Genomic DNA, 18,961 nt, shown 5'->3' with positions numbered 1-18,961 from the left:
TCACGCCGCCCACCACCCCCGGACATTGGCGCAGACGCCAGGAGGCAATCGTGACCAACGGAAAGGCTCCGATCGGATGTCGCTTCCTGACGACCCCGCATCCCGTGAGCACCCCATGCTAGGACTTGCGACATGCGGATTGCTTGCGGTCGACCGCGATTCCACCATCCTGGACGCCAACGCGCAGCTGCTGGAATGGCTCAACTGCGATCGTGACGACGTGGTCGGCCGGCCGCTCGAAGCGCTCCTGACACTGCGGATGCCGGTGGCGGATGCGGACGGCGAGCGCCCCACCGACGCCACCCTGCACGGCGTCTCGGGCGTGGTGCGACCCGTGGTCGTCGGCTCCTTCGGCCTGGACGAGAGGGGCGTGGAACGCATCGCCGTGTACGACGTGTCGACGCGATCCGCGTTCAACCTCGGGTTCCAGGGCGCCGAGGCGAAGACCGAGCGAGGCCGGCAGCGACTGCAGATCCTGCTCAACTCCGCCGTCGGCTTCGGCAACGTCAGGTCGGAGCTCGACGCGGCCGAACTGCTCGTGGACGTCGCGCAGCGCGCGTTCGCCGCCAGCGCGGTGAGCGTGCACCTCGGTGGACCCGACGGCCTGTGCCAGAGCGCCGGCGTGAACCCGCTCGCGGACCACTGGCCGGCCACCCTGCCGCCCACCGGCACGGCGACGATGCTGGGCGGACAGGTCGTGATCATCCGGTCCCCCGAGGAGGCGGAGGCGTTCGTGCCCGGCGTCGGCATGGGCGACGCCTATCGTGCGGGCGGTGTGCACGCGGCGATCGCCTCGCCGATGCGCTCGCACGGCGACGCCGTGGGGTCGATGGTCTGCTACTTCGACCACCGGCGCGAGTTCGACGAAGAGGCCGTGCCACTCGCCGAGGCGCTCTCGAACCAGGCCGCCCAGGCGATCGCCCGCATCCGACTGGAAGACACGCTGCGCCGCGCCGCCATGCACGATGAGGTGACAGGGCTGCCGACCCGCCGTCTGATCGAAGAGGACGTCACGCGCACCCTGGTGCAGGGATTCTCTGCCCTGAGCGTGATCTTCATCGATCTCGACGGCTTCAAGTCCGTGAACGACCTGCTGGGTCACACCGCCGGAGACGCGCTGCTGCGAGAGATCGGCCTGCGACTGCGCCGCACCATCCGCGAGACGGACGTGCTCGGCCGCTTCGGCGGCGACGAGTTCATCGCGGTCGCCGCGGTCGACGGCGTCGACGGCGCCGCGCTGGCCGACCGCATCCGCGCCGCCATCGCCGAGCCGTACGACCAGCTGCCGCCCGACCTGTCGATCACGGCGAGCATCGGCCTCATCACCGTCGGCAACAACGGCGCACCCGTCATGGACCAGCTCATCCGTGCGGCAGACCACGCCATGTACGAGGCCAAGCTGGCCGGCGGCGACCGCGTGGTCGTCGCCCAGTCCACGCCCGCGCCCGTGATGTGACCTCCGCGCCCGGTCGTCGAGCGAGCCGGGTACGAGTGAGACGAAAGCCTCGACCGCACGGACAGCGCCGTGCGCTCGAGGCGTTCCGTCTTCGGGCGCGAGAGCGCCCTCCGCTCAACGACCAGGGGCTCAGCTGCTCTTGCGCATCGCGCGAATGCCGACCGCCAGCCCCACCACCGCCAGCGCGACAGCGGCGATCCAGCCCCACAGCACAGTGATGTCGCCGAGGTCGCCGGCGAACAGCGCGCGCTCGGCCTGCACGACCCAGTTGACGGGGTTCACGGTCGAGACCGCGCGCATCCACGCCGGTCCTTCGTCCAGCGGCAGCAGCATGCCCGACAGGATCAGCAGCGGAAAGATCAGCGTCTGCTGCACGCCCCAGAACAGCCACTCGCGGTCCTTCGTCTTGAGCGCGAGCGTGTACGAAAGCGCCCCGAGCCCAATGCCGAAGACGGCCAGCAGCGCGAGCCCGATGACGAGCCCCGGCACGTCGATCGTGAAGCCGAAGGGCCACGCGATCAGCACGATCACGAGCGCCTGAACCACGATCGGCGCGATCTCTTTCAGCGCCCGGCCGACGAGCAGCGACGAGCGACCGAGCGGTGCGACGAGCGTGCGCTCGTGCGAGCCCGTCATCATCTCGTACTGCAGGTTCGACCCGGTCGCCCCGGTGCCGAACAGCACGATCATGACGAGCACGCCCGGCACGAACCACTGCAGCGTCTCGCCCACCGGCGCCCCTGACGAGCCGACCAGCAGCGGCGCGAACAGCCCCAGGAAGACGAGCGGCTGGACCAGGCTGAAGATCAGCGTGAACGGGTCGCGGACCACCGGCTTCAGCTCGCGCGTGAGCACATTCCAGGTGTCGCGCGCCGCATTCGGTCGCACCGCGGTATCGGGTCGGGTCTCGGTCTGCACGCTCATCGGTCTGCTCCTGTCGTGATCGCTTCGTTCTCGATTCGGGATGCCGGGCGCCCGGCATCCTCGTCCTCCGGGGTGTCTTCGGCCTGTCCCTCCCCGGCCTCGCGCAGCGTCCGCCCCGTGAGGGCGAGGAACACGTCGTCGAGCGTCGGAGGCACGCCCGTCGCGGTGCGCACCGTGAGTCCCGCGGCGTCGAGCGCGCGCACGGCCGCCGGCAGCAGCGCATCACCTTCCGACGCGATGAGCGTGAGGGATGCCGCCTCCCGCACGATCTCGCGCGCCGCGAGCCGCTGCACCACCGGAACGGCGGCTGCGGCATCCTCTTCGCTGTCGAAGCCGAAGGTGAGCACGTCGCCCGCGAGGTCGGCCTTCAGCCGCGCGGCGGTGTCGTCGGCGATGACCCGGCCGCGGTCCATGACCATGACGCGTTCGGCGTAGCGGTCGGCCTCTTCGAGGTAGTGCGTCGTGAGGAAGACGGTCGTGCCGTGGCTGCGACGCAGCTCCTGGATGTGCTGCCACAAGTTCGCCCGGCTCTGAGGGTCCAGGCCCGTCGACGGCTCGTCGAGGAACAGCAGCGGCGGCGCGTGCATGAGGCCGAGCGCGATGTCGAGCCGGCGCTTCTGCCCGCCCGACAGCTGCTGCACGGTGCGGGTCGCGAAGCCCGAGAGGTCGAGCGATTCGATGAGCTCGTCGGCCCGCTGCCGGGCCGCGGCTTTCGACATGCCGTAGAAGGCGCCCTGGCTCAGCAGCTCGTCGCGGGCGCGCTGCGAGAAGCTGCCGCTCGTGAGCTGTCCGACGTAGCCGATGCGGGCCCGCACGTCGGCGGGCCGGGTCAGGATGTCGAAACCCGCGACCGTCGCCGTGCCCGAGGTCGGCGGGATGAGGGTGGTGAGCATGCGCAGGCTGGTGGACTTGCCCGCGCCATTGGGGCCCAGGAACGCGACGAGCTCGCCGCGCTGCACCCGGAACGTGAGGCCTTGGACCGCCTCGACGGTCTTGCCCTTGACGGTGAAGCGCTTGGTGAGGCCGTGCGCTTGGATGATCGGTTCGGTGTCCATGCCCACACGCTAGAAACAAATGCGGACGGATCCTGTCCTGGATGCATGAGATTCTTTTCGCATGTCCGACACGACCACCCGCGCCCTCTCGCTGCTGAATCTGCTGCAGACCCATCGGCACTGGCCGGGGACCGAGCTGGCCGGCCGACTGGGCGTGACCGAGCGCACCGTGCGACGCGACGTGGAGCGCCTGCGCGAGCTCGGCTATCGCATCGAGTCCACGCCCGGCGCAGCGGGCGGCTACCGGCTGGAGGCCGGCAGCGCCGTGCCGCCCCTGCTGCTCACCGACGACGAGGCCGTCGCGATGGCGATCGGACTGCGGGTGGCGGCATCCCAGCGACTCCTGAGCGGTGCCGAGACCACCGTGACCGCGCTCGCGAAGCTCGAGCAGGTGCTGCCCGCGCCGCTGCGGCGCCGCGTCAACGCGCTGGCCGAGACCGTCCAGCCGACCGGCATCCGCTCCGGCGCGGCGGTGTCGAGCGAACTGCTCGGCGAGCTCGCCCTCGCCACCCGCGACCACGAGCGCGTGCGCTTCACCTATACGACCGTGTCGGGCGAAGTCATGAAGCGCCGCGTCGAGCCGCACGCGCTCGCGCCCGCCGAACGGCACTGGTACCTGCTCTGCTGGGATCTGGAGCGCGACGACTGGCGCACCTTCCGCGTCGACCGCCTGTCGGACCTCGAGCACACGCGCGTGCTGTTCACGCCGCGCGAACTGACGCCCGAGCAGGTCGACGAGTTCATCGCCGTCGCCCGGTCGTGGAGTCCGCAGGCCGTGGCGGGCGCCGCCGTCATGGACCTCGGCCTGGACGACATGCGCGTGTTCTTCGGCCAGTGGGGCCAGGGCGCGACCGCCGCCGGCGAGGGCCGCACGAGCTGGCCGGTGGGCGGCAGCGACTTCCGCGAGGTCATGTACGCCCTCGCCTGGATCCCCGAGGGCGTCCCGTACACGCTTGAGCTGCCGGATGCGGCGAGGACAGCGATGCGCGAGGCGCTGATGCGGATGCTGGCGGCCCTGGAGTAGGCCTGGCCGCCGGCATCCACTCCTCCGAAACTGGTTGATCTCGATCCACAGTTGACTCACGTCAACTACTTGCTATATAGTTGACCGTCATCAACTTTCTAATCGGAGGAAACCTATGTCGACACTCTCCGACACGCATTCGCCGGCGACCGCCGAGCGCACTCCGCGCGAGGTGTTCATCGCGCTTTCGGGACTCATCGTCACGATGTTCGTCGCCGTGCTCTCGGGCACCGTGATCTCGACCTCGATGCCGCTCATCGTCGCCGACCTCGGCGGCGACCAGTCGGCCTACACGTGGGTCATCACGTCGAGCCTGCTGGCCACGGCCGTCACCACGCCCATCTGGGGCAAGCTCGCCGACCTCGTCAACCGCAAGGTGCTGCTGCAGATCTCGATCGTGCTGTTCGTCGTGGGCAGCGCGATCTCGGGCTTCGCGCAGGATGCCGGCACGCTGATCGCCGTCCGCGTGATCCAGGGCATCGGCACGGGCGGTCTCATGTCGCTCGTCATGATCATCGTCGCCCTGATCATCTCGCCGCGTGAGCGCGGGAAGTACATGGGCGTCGTCGGCGGCATCATGGCCGTCGCCACGATCGGCGGCCCGCTGCTCGGCGGTGTCATCACCGACGCGTGGGGCTGGCGCGCCAACTTCTTCCTTCCGGTTCCGCTCGCCGTCATCGCGCTCGTGCTGCTGCAGTTCACGCTGCACCTGCCGAAGACTCCGAAGCGTCCGGTCAAGATCGACTACATCGGCGCGGTGCTGATGGCCGTGGGCGTGGCGCTCACGCTCGTGTGGATCACCCTCGGCGGCAAGCCTGACGCGGGCGGCTTCGAGTGGGACTCGATCACCAGCTTCGTCATGATCGGCGTCGCGGCGGCATCCATCGTCGCGTTCATCATCGTCGAGTTCTTCGTGCCCGAGCCCATCGTTCCGATGACGCTGTTCAAGAACCGCACGTTCACGCTGTCGGTGATCGCGTCGCTCGCGATCGGCGTCTCGATGTTCGCGACCAGTGTGTTCCTGGCGCAGTACTTCCAGCTGGCGCGCGGCGCCACACCGACCGAGTCGGGTCTCATGACGATCCCGATGATCATCGGCCAGATGGGCGCCTCGATCACCGTCGGCGCGCTGATCAGCAAGTTCGGCCGCTGGAAGGGCTTCATGCTCGTCGGCTCGGTGCTCACGATCGCGGGCACGTACCTGCTCACGACGCTGCACTACGACACCCCGTTCGTGTGGGTGGCCGTGTTCATCTTCGTGCTCGGCGCGGGCCTGGGCATGGTCATGCAGAACCTGACACTCATCGTGCAGAACGACACCCCCGCCTCGCAGCTGGGCGCCGCGTCGTCGAACGTGAACTTCTTCCGTTCGATCGCCGGCACCATCGGCGTGACGATCATGGGGTCGCTCCTGGCCACGCAGGTCACCAACAACATCACCGACGGCTTCAAGGGCTTCGTGCCCACGTCGCCGGATGAGGTCACCGCGCTGCAGACGCTGGCCGGCGGCACCGTGCCGAAGGTCGACGAGCTGCCCGAGACGATCCGCGTGATCATCGAGGCCGCGTATGCCGACGGCATCGCCCACGTGTTCTGGATCGCCGTGCCGCTCGCAGTGCTGGCGCTCATCGCGATCGCGTTCCTGCCGAACAAGCGACTGTCGACCAAGTCGGCGTCGCAGGAGCTGCAGGAAGAGGCCGAGAACGTCGCCATCGAGCTCGCAGAGGCCGAGGTGGGCGCCGCGCTGCCGATGGTCGCCGAGCAGGTCGAAGAGGCCGATCGCGTGCTGACGGGCACCGTGCCGGTCACGCGCGCGGCCCTGCGCAAGGACCGCTCGTAGCATGGCCGTCATGAGCCCGGACTCCGCCGTAGACGACGCGATCCTCGACGTGGAACAACAGCTGTCCGTCCTCTTCAACCGGTCGCGTGCCGTGTGGAAAGAGGCCGCCGAGCAGGTGCACCCCGAACTGCAGCCCGCGGGCTACAAGCTCTTCGGCACGATCGTCCGCCTCGGCGAGACGAACGCCCACGCACTGGCCCAGCTGTTCGACATGGACAAGAGCGCCGTGAGCCGCCAGGTGCGCGTGCTCGAGGAGTTCGGGCTCGTGGAGAGCCTGCCCGATGCCACGGACGGGCGCGCCCGCGTGCTCGTGCCGACCGCCGCCGGGCTCGAGAAGGCCCTGGCCGTGCGCGAGAGCAACAAGTCGCGTCTGCGCGGTGCACTCTCGACGCGGTCTGCGGACGACCTGCGACTGTTCGCCGAGATCCTCTCCGAGATCTCTGCCGCGTAGAGAAGTGCATGCCGGAAGGGCCGCCCCGGGGCGGCCCTTCTTGCGTTGCCCGCTCCCCCGGTCGAGGCCTTCGCCCCCGCTCGCCCCGCGGAGCGAGGAACGAGCGACGTCGAAACGCCCCGGCCGCACGGTCGGCGTAGTCCCCCGGCATCCATCGCCGCGCAGCGCGATACTGGACCCATGCCCAGCGTCACGGCCGTGCACGGCGACATCACCGCGCAACAGGTGGATGCGATCGTCAACGCGGCCAATCGCCGGATGCGGGGCGGTGGCGGCGTGGACGGCGCCATCCATCGCGCGGGCGGTCCCGCCATCCTCGCGGACTGCATCGCCCGCTTTCCGTCCGGTCTCGCGACCGGCGACGCCGGCTGGACCACTGCCGGCGATCTGCCCGCGGCCTGGGTGATCCACACCGTGGGGCCGAACCACGCGGCCGGCGAGCGCGACCGCGCGCTGCTCGAGTCCTGCTATCGGCGCGCGCTCGAGGTCGCCGACGAGCTGGATGTCGCATCCATCGCCTTCCCGCTGATCAGCGCCGGCGTGTACGCCTGGCCGCTCGACGACGCGATCGCCGCCGCGATCGAGACGATCGCCCGCACGTCGACGCGCGTCGAGCACGTCCGGCTGGTCTCGTTCAGCGAGCCGACGCACCGGCGCGTGCAGGCCCAGGTGATCCGATCGTTTCCGCCGCCGACCGAGCCGGGGTCGATCGGCCGGCTGTTCGACGAGGAGCCGCCGGTCTGGGGACTGCGGGGCGATCCATACCTGTGGCGCGCCCTGCGCGCGCAGTTCGCGGGGACGCCGCTGCCCTCCGACCGGCGGGAGCTGCAGCGCACGATCACGTCGGCGGCCGAGGCGATCGCGGGTGCGCCCGTCGCCGACCGGGACGACGCGATCTACGTCGCCGAGTTCAACCCCGGGCATGGGATGTCGGCCGGCCACATCTCGGCATCATGGTGGAACAGCACCGGCTTCCCGCTGCTCATCGACCGGTTCGAGGGGTCGCGCGAGTCCACCGGGTGAGCACGCGCGGAGGGGTAGACGAAACGCTCGAGATGCTTAGGCCGACAACGGGCGATCGAAGGAGATGCCGTGCTCGACGAACTGCTCGAACTCGAACACCAGGGCTGGAAGTCGCTGTGCGACGGCACCGGCTCCGAGTTCTACGGACGACTCATGACCGCCGACGGCGCCATGGTGCTGGCGCACGGAATGGTGCTCGACCGCGACGCCGCCGTCGATTCGCTCAACGACGCCCCGCCGTGGCGCACCTACGAGATCCACGATGAGCGCCTGATCCCGCTCGGCGACGACCACGCGATCCTCGTCTACACCGGCCGCGCCACCCGCGATGGCGATGAAGCCGCGTTCACCGCGCTCATGTCGAGCGTCTACGTGCGACAGGACGGCGACTGGCGACTCGCGCTCTATCAGCAGACGCCGGTGCCCGAACCGTCCGCCGACCGCTGAGCGGGTTCCCGCCCGGCGAAACGCCCCGAGCACACGGCCTGCCTGGGCCGCCGGCATCCACTCGCCGGTGGTACCTTCGCGGCATGCCACGTGAGGATCCGCTGCCGGGCGATGACCCGGCCCTCGGGCTGACGCTCAGCGGCGGCGGAGCGTTCGGCGCCGCGCACGTGGGCGTACTGCAGGTACTCGAAGAGCGGGGCATCCGGCCCGGCATCGTGACGGGCACGAGTTCGGGGGCGCTCGTCGGGTCCGCGTACGCGGCCGGGCTCGACGGCGCGGCGATCGAGCGGATCGCGCTGCGCTTCCGGTGGACGCGGATCGGCAACTGGAGCTGGAAGCCGCGGTGGGGGCTGCTCGACACGCGGGTGGTGACGGATTCGATCCGCAGGCTGCTCGGTGAGGATCCGCGCATCGAGGATCTGCCGCGCCACTTCGGCGCCGTCGCCACCGACCTGCGCACACGTCGTGCCGTGACGATCGACAAAGGGCCGCTGAGCGCCGCGCTGCGCGCGTCGGTGGCCGTGCCGGGGATCCTTCCGCCTGTGCGACTCGACGGCCGTGTGCTCGCCGACGGCGGCATGGTCGACAACGTGCCGCACGCCGCGGCGCGCGAACTGGGCGCCGAGCGGGTGATCGTCGTGCACCTGCACGCCAAGTGGGAGAACGTGCGGATGATGCGCACGACCACCAAGATCAGCGCGCTCGTGGCCGACCCGACGGTCGTGCTGATCCAGCCCGAGATGGAGCGCATGGCCCAGTGGACGATGCGCGATGTGCCGCGGCTGATCGCCGAGGGACGACGGGCTGCGGAGGCGGCCCTGGACGGCGCGCCCCGTCGTTGAGCGGAGCGCGGGACGAGCGAGGACGAGTCGCCCGTGCCGCCGGTCGGCAGCGGCCGCCGGCATCCATCTCCGGATCAGTCGTCGAAGATCCCCACAGACTCCGAGAGGCGGGTCACCTCGTCGGCGGTGAGCTCCAGGTCGGCCGCCTGAGCCGAGTCGGTGATGGATGCCGCCCGCCGAGCACCCGGGATCGGGATGACGTGCGGGCCGAGGGCCAGCTCCCACGCGAGCACCGCCTGCTGGGGGCTGACGCCGTGCGCCTCGCCCACCTCACGGAACGCCGCGTACCGGTCGCCGACTCGACGCGCTCCCCCGCCGGTGCCGCCGAGCGGACTCCACGGCAGGAAGGCGATGCCGTGCGCCCCGCAGAAGCGCAGCTCATCGATGCTCCCGGGATGCTTCGGCGAGAACTCGTTCTGCACGCTGGCGAGATTGCCTTCGCCCAGCACCTCGATCGCGATCTGGATCTCTTCGACGCTCGCGTTGGAGATTCCGACGGCCCGGACGAGGCCGTCGTCCTGCAGGGCCTTCAGGCCGGCCATGATGTCGCCGTAGACGCGCCAGCGGTCGGGGCGGTGGTACTGGTAGAGCTCGATCCGGTCGATGCCCAGGGCGTCGAGCGAGTTCTCGACCGCCGAGCGCAGGTACGTCTCCGAGCCGTCGCGCCCCTTGGAGCCGTCGGGCAGGAGCGTGATGCCGCCCTTCGTCGCGACGAAGATGCCCGATGCGTCGCCGCTCCACGTCCGCAGTGCCTCCGCGACGATGCGCTCGTTGTGCCCCATCGGCTCGCCATCGGGTGCGTAGATGTCGGCGGTGTCGATGAGCGTGACCCCGGCATCGAGCGCCGCGTGCACGGTGGCCACCGCGTCTTCGAAAGACGGATACGCCTTGTCGTTGTTCATCGACAGAGGCATCGCCCCGAGCCCGATCGCCGACACCTGTCGTCCTGCCAACGTGCGCTGCTTCATCGTCCCAGCCTGCCAGGCACCGTGGTCGTCGGGTGCACGCAGCGAGACGAAACGCGTCGACCGACGGTCGGCCCTGGCCGCCGGCATCCACTCCTCGTCAGAGGCCCCACGACTCGCGCCAGCCGGTCGGAGTGTCGAAGCCGGCGAGCGCGGCGTAGACGCTCCACTGCCCGTGGTGCAGGGCTTCGTGCTGCACGAACTCGCCGGCGAACAGACCGAAGGTGAACGGAGATCCGTCCCAGTCGAGCACGATGTCGGGATGGATGCCGTCGAGCAGAGCGATCAGCCGGCGCTGCTGGTCTGCGAGCCCGGCGATGAGTGCATCGCGGGTCAGCGGTCCGGTGTAGTGCTCGTGCTTGCGCGACCAGTCGACGGCGCTGGTGGTGAGGGCCGCGTTGTAGACGCCGCGCACGCACACGACGTGCCGCAGCTGTTTCGAGAACGGTGCGAACTGGGCGGTGGGGCGATCCTGGGTCGGCGGCTCAGTCGTGGTTCTTGCCGGGACGGGCGTGAAGTCCCAAGCGTCGTCCGGGACGGCGCGGGCGAACTCCTGAGTCATGTCGTGCAGCACCTCGCTGTACCGCGCGAAGTCTTGGACGGTCATGTTCGTCACGCTACGCGCGTCGCGGTCCCGTCACATCGGGACGCATAGCGAAACCATGGTTCACGCTCATGGCCTACTTGGGCCGGTCGGGTTAGCGTGGGGTCATCGCGGCGATCCGGGCGGTCCCGGGCACCGGTTCATACCCGGGAGCGTTGCGGGTTCGACTCCCGCCGTCGCGTCGATTCCACACGAGGGAGTGAGCCAATCCTGGCGGCGAGGAAGTGTTCGAAGCACTTTTGGAGCAGTCGCCACCAGCGGGGAAGGCACCGTCGATGTCGCTCGCAGAACGCCGAGAGCGGCATACGGCGCCCCGACACGAACGACGGGACGCTCGGCATCGGCAGGACCGATCCGAGGCAACTCCACGGGCGTCACGCCCGCGTGGGCAGAGCGATGACCGCGTCGACTTCGATGTCGAAGCCATTCAGGTCTGCCTGAACCGTCGTGCGCGCAGGGTACGGATGGGTGAGGAACCCCTTCGACAGCTCGTTCAGCTCAGCCCAGTCCTCGATGCGCTTCAGGTAGACACCGATCCGTACCGCGTGCTCGAGCGACGTGCCCGCCGCCTCGGCGATCACCTGCACGTTGCGGAAGGTCTGCCGCAGCTGCTCGGCGAAGCTCTCGCCGACGCGCTCCCCGGCGGCGTCGAACGGGCCCTGGCCGGCGACGAACAGGAGTCCTCCGCTGACGATCCCTGAGGAGTAGGTGCCCGCCGGAGCAGGGGCGTGCGGAGAGGAGACGGATTCGATCACAGTGTTCCCTTTCGTCAGTGACGGCCCAGGACGGGCCAGATGTCCACGACAACGCCGTCCTCGACGGCGACGACGTGGGAGTGCATGTTCGAGAGCCCGCAGGCATGGTTCGGGCGGATGCGCACGAGGTCGCCGACGCGAAGCCCCGTCGCCCCCCGTAGGAACCCGTGCTCCTCGTGACCGGTCGCCACGACACCGCCGCCGTCCGAGACGACGGTGCCGATGCGTCCGTCGCCGTGCATGCTGCCGTCGGCGCTCATCGCCTTGATGCCGGCGTCGATCAGCGCCGGGTCACCGCGTTCGACGCTGATGACGCGGCTGAGCACCGTCACCGCAGTGTCTTCGGGCGCGACGGTTCCGATGGCAACCTGATTCTCGTCCCCGTAGACATACGTGCCGGGCCGCGCCTCGGTGACCCCGGTGACCGTCGGCGCGGAGCGCGCACCGGCGGTGGACCCGACTGACACGCTCGTCAGCGGCATCCCATCGGCACGGATCGCCTCGGCAACTTCGACCAACAGCTCTCCGGCAGCCACTCCGGTGGCGAGGCGCCGGGCCGGGTCCGCTCCGACGCCTTGCACGTGCCCCTCGTGCGTGAAGACCCCCTCGAGTCGCACGCCGGGCAGCGCGACGAGGGCCTGCGCGACCTCGACGGCGCGGCGGGGATCCACGCCGGTGCGCCCGAGGCCCGTGTCGACTTCGAGGCGGATCTCGATCGGCGTCCCCGCCGCCGCGGCGGCTTCTGCGAGGGGCTCGGCGGACGCGAGGGAGTCGACCCCGACGATGAGGCGAGTGCGCGCCGCCGCCCACAGCGCCGTGGCGACGCGGGCGGCGCCGACGGGCGGATATGCCCAGAAGACGTCGGTAAAGCCCGCTGCGGCGAGCGCTTCCACCTCGCCCGCCGTCGCGGCGGTGAGCCCTACGGCGCCGGCCTCGAGCTGGAGCGCCCCGACCTGGGCGCATTTGCTCGTCTTCCAATGCGGCCGCAGGGTGACGCCGAGGGAATCTGCGTAAGCGGCCATCTGGGCGACGTTCCGGCGCAGGGTGGGCAGGTCGATGATCACCGTGGGCGTGGGAAGCTGCTGGATCGGCGCGCCGACCAGCTCGTCCCACCGGAGAGCCTGCGGCGCAGTCGGGCTCACGCCGCCCCCTCCCGCCGCATCGCAGGCATGCCGAGCAGGAGCGGGTGGTGACATGCGACGCTGCGCACTCCGGCGCCGTCGATCGGTGAGAGGACCGGGACAACGGTCTCGCAGACCTCGTCGGCGCGCCAGCAGCGCGTGTGGAAGCGGCATCCCGACGGCGGGTTCGAGGCCGACGGCAGCTCGCCCTGCAGAACGATGCGCTGCCGCACCTCGTCGGGCGACGACGGCGGCGTCGCCGAGGCGAGGGCGGCGGTGTACGGGTGCGCCGGCTGGTCGAGCACCTGGTCCGCCGGGCCCGATTCGACGATCACGCCGAGGTACATCACCACGATCCGGTCCGACACGTGGCGGATGACATCGAGGTCGTGCGAGATCATCACGGACGACAACGAGCTCGATGCGCGCAGATCCATCAGGAGATTGAGCACCTGCGCCTGCACCGACACGTCGAGCGCCGACACGGGCTCATCGAGGATCAGGAGCTCCGGGTCGAGCGCCAGCGCGCGCGCGATGCCGATGCGCTGGCGCTGGCCGCCGGAGAACTCATGCGGGTAGCGGTTGCGCGCCGTGGCCGGCAGCCCGACGCGATCGAGCAGCTCGGCGGCCTTCGCCGGACCGCTGTTGCCCTTCCAGCGGCCGAAGGCGCGCAGGGGTTCCGCAAGGATCTCCTGGATCGTCATGCGGGGGTTGAGGGACGACTGCGGATCCTGGAAGACGAACTGCATCTTCTGGCGCAGCTCGTGCTGCTCGGCGCGTCCGGGACGGGTGATGTCGTGACCGCGGAAGGCGATGCGGCCCGAGGTGGGGTCGTTGAGGTGCACGAGCGCTCGGCCGGTCGTGCTCTTGCCGCAGCCAGACTCGCCGATGATGCCGAGTGTCTCGTTCTCACGCACAGTGAAGCTGACGCCGTCGACTGCGTACACCGTGCGCTTGCGCCCGTTGATGGCAGCGCTGGTGAAGTGCACCTTGAGATCTTCGACCCGCAGCACCGCGGGCGCGTCGCCGGCCGCGGTCGCCGTGTGGTTCACGGTCGTCATGCGATCACCTCCTGTCGCACGTCGCGGTAATGGCAGGCGCTCAGCCGGCCGTCGATGCTGAGCTCGAGCTCTGGGCGCTCGGCGAAGCAGCGGTCATTCTTGTACGGCGACGCGCAGCGCGGCGCGAACGCGCATCCCAGCGGCAGGTCCGTCATGCTGGGTGGGCGGCCGGGGATGGCGACGAGCGGCTCACCTCGCTCGTGCGCTCCCGGTTGGCTGCGCATGAGTGCGTTCGAGTACGGATGCCGGCTGTCGGCGAACAGCTCGTGCGTGGAGGCGACCTCGACGATGCGTCCGGCGTACATCACCACCACCCGCGATGCGGTCTGCGCGATCACCCCAAGGTCGTGCGTGATGAGCACCACCGCCACCCCGAGCTCGTCGCGAGCACGCATGAGCACGTCGAGGACCTGGGCCTGGATCGTCGCATCGAGCGCCGTGGTCGGCTCGTCGGCGATGATCACGGCGGGGTCGTTGACGAGCGCCATCGCGATCGCGGCACGCTGGCGCATGCCGCCCGACCACTGGTGCGGATACTGCTGGGCTCGCTGCGCCGCGTCGGGCACGCCGACGAGCTCGAGCATCTCGATCGTGCGGCGGCGCACCTCGGCATGAGAGGCGCGCCGATGATGGATGCGGTACGCCTCGTCGATCTGCGCACCGACGCGCACGACCGGATCGAGCGTCGTCATCGGGTCCTGGAAGACCATGCCGATGTGCTTTCCCCGCACTTCGCGCAGCTCTCGCGACGACAGGCTCGCGAGGTCACGGCCGCTGAACTGGATGCTTCCGGAGAGCTCGGCACCCGGGGGCAGAAGGCGCAGCACGGTGAGCGCGGTCATGGACTTGCCCGAGCCCGACTCGCCCACGATGCCGATGACCTCGCCGGGGGCGACGTCGAAGGAGATGTCATGGAGGATCCGCACCGGCCCGGAAGGAGTCTGCAGGTCGAGGGTCACACCCCGCAACGAGAGTGCAGCATCGGATCGGGTGGTCGAAAGAGGCATCCGGTTCACTTGTTCTTCCTCGGGTCGATGGCGTCGCGGATGCCGTCGCCGATCGCCATCGCCGAGAGCACCGTGGCGGCGATCAGCAGGCCCGCCGGCACCCAGAGCCACGGCATGGACGACAGCACCGTCAGCGACTGCGCCTCGTTGAGCATGTTGCCCCAGCTCGACTGGGGCGGTTGAACGCCCGCGCCGAGGAACGACAGTGACGATTCGAGCAGAACTGCCTCGGCCACGAGGATCGTGGCCGAGACGACGACCGGCGGCAGCACTCCGGGCACGAGATGACGGCGGATGATGTAGCCGCTGCGCGAGCCGAGCACGCGCGCGGCCTGCACGAACTCTTCTTCGCGCAGGCTCAGCACGACGCCTCTCGCGATGCGTGCCGACGACGGCCACGACAGCAGCGCGATGATCCCGATGAGCAGCGGCACGCTGGGGCCGATGACGCCCGCGAGCACGATGATCACCAGCACCGCCGGGACCGACAGCATGATGTCGACGATGCGGCTGATGACGGTGTCGGTGATCCCGCCGAACCACCCCGCGAGGACTCCGGCGAGGGTGCCGAGCGTCACCGCGATGATCGCCGCGAGGAAGCCGACCGACAGCGAGACCTGCCCGCCCGCGAGCAGTCGGCTGAAGACGTCCCGGCCCGTGGAGTCGGTTCCGAGAAGGTGTTCGGGGGAGGGCGGCTGGCGGATGCTCTCGAGGTCGATCGCGCTGGGATCATACGGACTGATCAGCGGCGCGAGCACGCTCGCGAGCACGATGATCGCAAGCACGATGACGCCGATGACGGCGGTCGGGTTGCGATAGAACCGGCGGCGCGCCAGTTGGTCGGGCGAGAGCTCCTTCGGCAGGCGCTTCGCCTCTTCGTCGACCACGACCTGGGTGGCGGTCTCGGTCAGGCTCATTTGGCGGTCCTCACCCTCGGGTCGACCACCGCGTACAGCAGGTCCGCGATGAGGTTGCAGGCGAGCACGACCACGGCGATGTACAGACCGAAGCCGATCAGCACCGGGTAGTCGCGATTCGTGAGAGAGGCGATGGCGAGCTGGCCCATGCCCGGCCACGCGAAGATCTGCTCGAGCACCACGGCGCCGGCGAGCACGCCGGGGATTGACAGCGCGATCACCGTGACGAGCGGGATGAGGCTGTTGCGCAGCGCGTGCGACAGCACGCGCGCCGGGCCGGCCCCCTTCGCGACCACGGCCCGGACGTAGTCCTTGCTGAGCTCCTCCATCATGCCGCTGCGTACGTAGCGGATGAGGGATGCCGCGATCGCCAGGCCGAGCAGGCACACCGGCAGCACCATGTGGTAGAGCAGGTCGCCGACATCGGTTCTGCCCGATCCGTGCATCCCCGCGGAGGGCAGCACGCGGAGCCGCACCGCGAAGATGTAGATCGACAGCATGCCGAGGAAGAAGCTGGGCACCGCAATCGCGACCACGCTCACGGTGCTGATGGTGTAGTCCGCGATGGAGTTGCGCTTGACGGCGGCGAGGACGCCGCCGGGGATCGCGATAAGAAGACCCAGGAGCAGCGCGCTGCCCATGAGCAGGATCGTGGGGCCCAGCCGGTCGGCCAGCAGCTGGCCGACCGGCTGTCCGTTGGAGTACGAGTAGCCGAGATCCCCCACCATGAGCCCGCCAAACCACCGGAAGAACTGCACGAAGATCGGCTGATCGAGGCCGTACTTCTCCCGGAGCGCGGTGGTATAGGCCTCACGGTCGGCCCCGTCTACCTCCGGCGGCACCATCATGTCGATGGGGTCGCCGGGTGCGAGGCGGACGAGCGTGAAGAGCCCGACTGCGACCAGCAGGAAGACGAGGACGCTCGAAGAGAGCCGTGTGGTGAGGGATCTCAGCATCTTCTACTCGGAGATCGTCCAGTCGGCTGCGTTCCAGAAGCCGTTGGTGAAGTCGCCGTGGGGCTCGAAGCCCTTCAGACGCTCACTCGTCGCCCAGATCGTGTCCGGCACGTAGAGCCACAGGTACGGGACGTTCTCGTTGTCCACGCGTGCAGCCTCCTGGTACACCTCGGCGCGCTCGTCGGGGTCGGCGATCTGCTGGCCCTCAGCCATCAACGCGTCGAGTTCCGGGTTGCAGAACAGCGAGGTGTTGCCGCCGGCGGGGTACACGGTAGCGCACGAGAGCGGGGCCACCGAGGCGGCCGGATCCGTCGTGTACGTGCCGCCGCCCGAGACCATGAGGTCGTACTCCGCGTTCTCGATCATCGGCAGCTGGGCGGCCGACTCGATCTGGTTCGCGACCGCGTTGACGCCGATGGCCTTGAGGTTTTCGAGGATCACCTCCACACTCTGATCGCGGTCACGCGTGCCGGGGATCCACGTGAGCTTGACCTCCTGCGAGAAGTCCCATCCGGCCTCCTCGAGCAGCTCCTTCGCACGGTCCGGATCGTAGTCGTACGTGTCCAGGTCGTCGGGAAGCGCCCACGGCGTCATGATCGTGCTGTTGATCGGCTGACCGTAGCCGCTTAGGACACCGTCGATGATGCCCTCGCGGTCGATGGCGGTGAGGAACGCCTGCCGCACGAGCTCGTCGGGGAACTTCTCGAAGTTCACGAGCAACCGCAGGAAACCGGCCGACGGCTTGGACGAGACCGTGACGCCCGGCAATCCCTCGACGGCGCCCAGGTCGAGCGCCGACAGCTGGACGAGATCCATCTCGCCGGTGGCCAGCTGCGCGGTCGCGACGTCGCTCGTGAGCATCTTGAGGTAGAGCGTGTCGATGCCCACGTCGGTGCGGTAGTTGTCGTTCTTCTCGAGTACGACGTCCTGATCGACGTTGAACTCCTTCATCGTGTAAGGTCCGGCACCCACGTCGGGAAGCGTGAAGTACTCGTCGTCGGGGAGCGCCGCCGGCTCGACATCGCCGAGCACGTGCTCAGGAAGGATGAAGAAGCTGCCGACCAGCAACGACATGAACCCGGCGTTGGGCGCCTTGAGGGTGATCTTCACCGTCTGGTCGTCCACGGCCTCGACGCCCGACAGGCTGTCGGCCGTGCCGGCCTTGAACTCGTCGTAGCCCTCGACTCCCGCGAGCCTCGACGCGTAGATGCTCGCGGTGGCGGGGTTCGCGTAGAGGTTGAACGAGTAGACGATATCGTCGGCCGTCAGCGGCTCGCCATCGCTCCACTCGAGTCCATCCCTCAGATGGAACGTGTACTCGGTGGCGTCGTCCGAGACGTCCCACGACTCAGCGAGCCGCGGCTGGTAGGCGAATTCAGGGTCCGTCGTGTAGAGCGTGTCGTAGACGAGCGACATGGTGAGCGCCTCGGCGCCCAGGCCTGCGACGAGGGGGTTGAACGTGACGGGCTTCTGGTACAGGTAGACGTTCGCCGAGGTGGGCTCGTCTGACTCCGCGGGCGGCGCGGAGGACGCACTGCAGCCCACCGCGAGCGCTGCGGTTGCAGCGAGCGCGAGCGCGCCGGTGAGGAACCGGGATTGCATGGCTTGCTCCTTTTCAGGTGTTCGATGTGATGGTGCGCCGGGACGGGTGATCAGGCCGCCACGATCGGGGTGGTGAGGGACCCGAGCCCCTGCACCTCGGCGACGACCGTGTCGCCGGGATTGAGGAAGGTGCCGGTGGTGGCACCGACGCCCGCGGGCGTTCCCGTGAGGATGATGTCGCCCGGGTTGAGCGTCATCAGCCTCGAGCTGAACGACACGAGCTCGGCGACGCTGTGCACCATGTCGGCAGTCGTGCCCGACTGCTTCAGGTCGCCGTTGACGTACAGCGAGAGCGGCAGCACCTGCGGATCGCCGACCTCGTCGGCGGTCACGATCCAGGGCCCGAAGGGCGCGGAGCCGTCGAGCCATTTGCCTTCGAGCCAGTCGAAGAACCCTGTCCACGCCTCGCCGTCGCGCTCGGATCCGAGGTCCAGGCTGCGGGCGGACAGGTCGTTGCTGGTCGCGTAGCCGAACACGTGGTCCAGCGCGGCGTCTTCGGTGACGCGCTTGGCGGTGCGTCCGATCACGACGGCGAGCTCGACCTCCCAGTCGAACTCGCGCGTGATCGGATCGACGGCGACGGGCGCGTCGGGTCCGACGATGCTGGTGTCAGGCTTGAGAAACAGCCGCGGCGAGGCTGTGCGCACATCGCGGGCGTTCGCGCCGCTCTCCTCCACGTGCGCCTGATAGTTTGCGGCGACCGCGATCACCTTGCCGGGTGCCCGCAGAGGGGCGACGATCCGCAGATCCGCGAGCGGCACGCGAGCCCGCTCCGGCTCGTCGACAGCGCCGGCGACGACCTCGGTGAGGTCGCCGTCACCGGTAATGACGACCTCGTCGCCGTCGATGCGGCCGTGGCGCAGCGTGCCGTGATCGTCGAATGCCAGCCATTTCATGTTTCAGTTTCCTCC

General features: G+C 69.3%; 19 protein-coding genes and 1 tRNA gene. 8 read left to right on the top strand and 12 right to left on the bottom strand.

Annotated elements, in window-relative coordinates:
* The first annotated feature begins 76 nt into the window (after nt 1–76).
* Nucleotides 77–1,456, top strand: a complete 1,380-nt coding sequence (locus tag IF188_RS13445; RefSeq protein WP_191172310.1) for a sensor domain-containing diguanylate cyclase — start codon at nt 77–79, stop codon at nt 1,454–1,456.
* A 129-nt stretch (nt 1,457–1,585) separates the two neighbouring features.
* On the opposite strand, the gene IF188_RS13440 is transcribed toward IF188_RS13445, so the two are convergent.
* Nucleotides 1,586–2,380 carry an ABC transporter permease gene (locus IF188_RS13440; protein ID WP_191172309.1) on the bottom strand — a complete coding sequence of 265 codons (795 nt, stop codon included), beginning with the start codon at nt 2,378–2,380 and terminating at the stop codon, nt 1,586–1,588.
* Nucleotides 2,377–3,435: an ATP-binding cassette domain-containing protein gene (locus IF188_RS13435; protein WP_191172308.1), complete on the bottom strand. Its 1,059-nt coding sequence runs from the start codon at nt 3,433–3,435 to the stop codon at nt 2,377–2,379. The genes IF188_RS13440 and IF188_RS13435 overlap by 4 nt, the downstream gene beginning before the upstream one ends.
* A gap of 61 nt (nt 3,436–3,496) precedes the next feature.
* On the opposite strand from IF188_RS13435, the gene IF188_RS13430 reads away from it, so the two are divergent.
* The 6 genes from IF188_RS13430 (at nt 3,497) to IF188_RS13405 (ending at nt 9,062) form a co-directional block, all read left to right on the top strand.
* The gene (locus tag IF188_RS13430; protein WP_191172307.1) at nt 3,497–4,459 is read left to right on the top strand and encodes a helix-turn-helix transcriptional regulator; all 963 of its coding nucleotides are present in this window, start codon (nt 3,497–3,499) and stop codon (nt 4,457–4,459) included.
* A 115-nt stretch (nt 4,460–4,574) separates the two neighbouring features.
* Nucleotides 4,575–6,299: an MDR family MFS transporter gene (locus IF188_RS13425; protein ID WP_191172306.1), complete on the top strand. Its 1,725-nt coding sequence runs from the start codon at nt 4,575–4,577 to the stop codon at nt 6,297–6,299.
* Nucleotides 6,300–6,309: 10 nt separating this feature from the next.
* Nucleotides 6,310–6,750, top strand: a complete 441-nt coding sequence (locus tag IF188_RS13420; protein WP_191172305.1) for a MarR family winged helix-turn-helix transcriptional regulator — start codon at nt 6,310–6,312, stop codon at nt 6,748–6,750.
* A 180-nt stretch (nt 6,751–6,930) separates the two neighbouring features.
* Nucleotides 6,931–7,773, top strand: a complete 843-nt coding sequence (locus tag IF188_RS13415; protein ID WP_191172304.1) for an O-acetyl-ADP-ribose deacetylase — start codon at nt 6,931–6,933, stop codon at nt 7,771–7,773.
* 69 nt (nt 7,774–7,842) lie between these two features.
* Nucleotides 7,843–8,220: a nuclear transport factor 2 family protein gene (locus IF188_RS13410; protein ID WP_191172303.1), complete on the top strand. Its 378-nt coding sequence runs from the start codon at nt 7,843–7,845 to the stop codon at nt 8,218–8,220.
* A gap of 83 nt (nt 8,221–8,303) precedes the next feature.
* On the top strand, nt 8,304–9,062 hold the full coding sequence (locus IF188_RS13405; RefSeq protein WP_191172302.1) for a patatin-like phospholipase family protein: 759 nt from the start codon (nt 8,304–8,306) through the stop codon (nt 9,060–9,062).
* A 74-nt stretch (nt 9,063–9,136) separates the two neighbouring features.
* Here IF188_RS13405 and IF188_RS13400 read toward each other — a convergent pair whose 3' ends face one another.
* Nucleotides 9,137–10,030 carry an aldo/keto reductase gene (locus IF188_RS13400; protein WP_191172301.1) on the bottom strand — a complete coding sequence of 298 codons (894 nt, stop codon included), beginning with the start codon at nt 10,028–10,030 and terminating at the stop codon, nt 9,137–9,139.
* Nucleotides 10,031–10,127: 97 nt separating this feature from the next.
* The gene (locus tag IF188_RS13395) at nt 10,128–10,634 is read right to left on the bottom strand and encodes a DinB family protein (RefSeq protein WP_191172300.1); all 507 of its coding nucleotides are present in this window, start codon (nt 10,632–10,634) and stop codon (nt 10,128–10,130) included.
* Nucleotides 10,635–10,740: 106 nt separating this feature from the next.
* Here IF188_RS13395 and IF188_RS13390 point away from each other — a divergent pair.
* A tRNA-Met gene (locus IF188_RS13390) sits at nt 10,741–10,813 on the top strand.
* 192 nt (nt 10,814–11,005) lie between these two features.
* Here IF188_RS13390 and IF188_RS13385 read toward each other — a convergent pair.
* From IF188_RS13385 to IF188_RS13350, 8 genes are read right to left on the bottom strand one after another with little or no spacing between them, the layout of a single operon-like run.
* On the bottom strand, nt 11,006–11,386 hold the full coding sequence (locus IF188_RS13385; protein WP_191172299.1) for a RidA family protein: 381 nt from the start codon (nt 11,384–11,386) through the stop codon (nt 11,006–11,008).
* Between the two features lie 14 nt (nt 11,387–11,400).
* Entirely contained in the window at nt 11,401–12,528 is a 1,128-nt protein-coding gene (locus IF188_RS13380) for an alanine racemase (RefSeq protein ID WP_191172298.1), read from the bottom strand.
* Complete coding sequence (locus IF188_RS13375) at nt 12,525–13,568, bottom strand: ABC transporter ATP-binding protein (protein ID WP_191172297.1); 1,044 nt, start codon at nt 13,566–13,568, stop codon at nt 12,525–12,527. The genes IF188_RS13380 and IF188_RS13375 overlap by 4 nt, the downstream gene beginning before the upstream one ends.
* Entirely contained in the window at nt 13,565–14,575 is a 1,011-nt protein-coding gene (locus IF188_RS13370; RefSeq protein WP_191172296.1) for an ABC transporter ATP-binding protein, read from the bottom strand. Before IF188_RS13370 ends, IF188_RS13375 begins: the two co-directional genes overlap by 4 nt.
* Nucleotides 14,576–14,580: 5 nt before the next feature.
* Nucleotides 14,581–15,492 carry an oligopeptide ABC transporter permease gene (opp4C, locus tag IF188_RS13365; protein ID WP_191172295.1) on the bottom strand — a complete coding sequence of 304 codons (912 nt, stop codon included), beginning with the start codon at nt 15,490–15,492 and terminating at the stop codon, nt 14,581–14,583.
* Entirely contained in the window at nt 15,489–16,448 is a 960-nt protein-coding gene (locus tag IF188_RS13360) for an ABC transporter permease (RefSeq protein WP_191172294.1), read from the bottom strand. Before IF188_RS13360 ends, opp4C begins: the two co-directional genes overlap by 4 nt.
* Before the next feature lie 3 nt (nt 16,449–16,451).
* Nucleotides 16,452–18,050: an ABC transporter substrate-binding protein gene (locus tag IF188_RS13355; RefSeq protein ID WP_191172293.1), complete on the bottom strand. Its 1,599-nt coding sequence runs from the start codon at nt 18,048–18,050 to the stop codon at nt 16,452–16,454.
* A gap of 50 nt (nt 18,051–18,100) precedes the next feature.
* Entirely contained in the window at nt 18,101–18,946 is an 846-nt protein-coding gene (locus IF188_RS13350) for a fumarylacetoacetate hydrolase family protein (protein ID WP_191172292.1), read from the bottom strand.
* Nucleotides 18,947–18,961 lie beyond the last annotated feature (15 nt).

This window comes from Microbacterium helvum (genome assembly GCF_014779795.1).
GTDB lineage: Bacteria > Actinomycetota > Actinomycetes > Actinomycetales > Microbacteriaceae > Microbacterium > Microbacterium helvum.
Note: the sequence above shows the minus strand (reverse complement) of the source record. Positions and strands in the feature narration are given on the sequence as shown.

Bases quoted from the DNA above. Each gene is read 5' to 3' on its own strand.
- IF188_RS13445 (WP_191172310.1), top strand. From the start codon at position 77: ATGTCGCTTCCTGACGACCCCGCATCCCGTGAGCACCCCATGCTAGGA.
- IF188_RS13440 (WP_191172309.1), bottom strand. From the start codon at position 2,380: ATGAGCGTGCAGACCGAGACCCGACCCGATACCGCGGTGCGACCGAAT.
- IF188_RS13435 (WP_191172308.1), bottom strand. From the start codon at position 3,435: ATGGACACCGAACCGATCATCCAAGCGCACGGCCTCACCAAGCGCTTC.
- IF188_RS13430 (WP_191172307.1), top strand. From the start codon at position 3,497: ATGTCCGACACGACCACCCGCGCCCTCTCGCTGCTGAATCTGCTGCAG.
- IF188_RS13425 (WP_191172306.1), top strand. From the start codon at position 4,575: ATGTCGACACTCTCCGACACGCATTCGCCGGCGACCGCCGAGCGCACT.
- IF188_RS13420 (WP_191172305.1), top strand. From the start codon at position 6,310: ATGAGCCCGGACTCCGCCGTAGACGACGCGATCCTCGACGTGGAACAA.
- IF188_RS13415 (WP_191172304.1), top strand. From the start codon at position 6,931: ATGCCCAGCGTCACGGCCGTGCACGGCGACATCACCGCGCAACAGGTG.
- IF188_RS13405 (WP_191172302.1), top strand. From the start codon at position 8,304: ATGCCACGTGAGGATCCGCTGCCGGGCGATGACCCGGCCCTCGGGCTG.
- IF188_RS13400 (WP_191172301.1), bottom strand. From the start codon at position 10,030: ATGAAGCAGCGCACGTTGGCAGGACGACAGGTGTCGGCGATCGGGCTC.
- IF188_RS13395 (WP_191172300.1), bottom strand. From the start codon at position 10,634: ATGACCGTCCAAGACTTCGCGCGGTACAGCGAGGTGCTGCACGACATG.
- IF188_RS13375 (WP_191172297.1), bottom strand. From the start codon at position 13,568: ATGACGACCGTGAACCACACGGCGACCGCGGCCGGCGACGCGCCCGCG.
- IF188_RS13370 (WP_191172296.1), bottom strand. From the start codon at position 14,575: ATGCCTCTTTCGACCACCCGATCCGATGCTGCACTCTCGTTGCGGGGT.
- opp4C (WP_191172295.1), bottom strand. From the start codon at position 15,492: ATGAGCCTGACCGAGACCGCCACCCAGGTCGTGGTCGACGAAGAGGCG.
- IF188_RS13360 (WP_191172294.1), bottom strand. From the start codon at position 16,448: ATGCTGAGATCCCTCACCACACGGCTCTCTTCGAGCGTCCTCGTCTTC.
- IF188_RS13355 (WP_191172293.1), bottom strand. From the start codon at position 18,050: ATGCAATCCCGGTTCCTCACCGGCGCGCTCGCGCTCGCTGCAACCGCA.
- IF188_RS13350 (WP_191172292.1), bottom strand. From the start codon at position 18,946: ATGAAATGGCTGGCATTCGACGATCACGGCACGCTGCGCCACGGCCGC.